This is a genomic window from Akkermansia sp. GGCC_0220 (genome assembly GCF_017566105.1).
Lineage (GTDB): Bacteria > Verrucomicrobiota > Verrucomicrobiia > Verrucomicrobiales > Akkermansiaceae > Akkermansia > Akkermansia massiliensis.
In genome coordinates this window covers 1-216 of sequence record NZ_JABFCI010000201.1, presented here as the reverse complement: position 1 = coordinate 216, position 216 = coordinate 1, and the positions used below count along the sequence as shown (strand labels likewise).

1 pseudogene is annotated in these 216 nt (G+C 38.0%); it reads right to left on the bottom strand.

Features of this window, described 5'->3' with window-relative positions:
- A pseudogene (locus tag HJW02_RS14610) lies at positions 1-162 on the bottom strand (copper resistance protein NlpE); the annotation flags it as partial.
- Positions 163-216 lie beyond the last annotated feature (54 nt).

The following is a 216-nucleotide window of genomic DNA, read 5'->3' as shown; positions in this document are numbered from 1 at the left end:
GCCTTTGTAGGTTCCTTCATAGTCAAGCGATGTCTCGGCATTATGTATATCGACTACTTCGGTTGCTGTGCTGTCCGCACTTGTACTATTGTTTGTTTTCGCGCTGTTTCCGCAAGCTGCCAGAAGAAAACAGGAACATACCAGAATGATAATTTTTCTCATGATCATTACTTTTAATAGTTTATCTAATTAAGTTTATAGCGCGTAAAGATATAA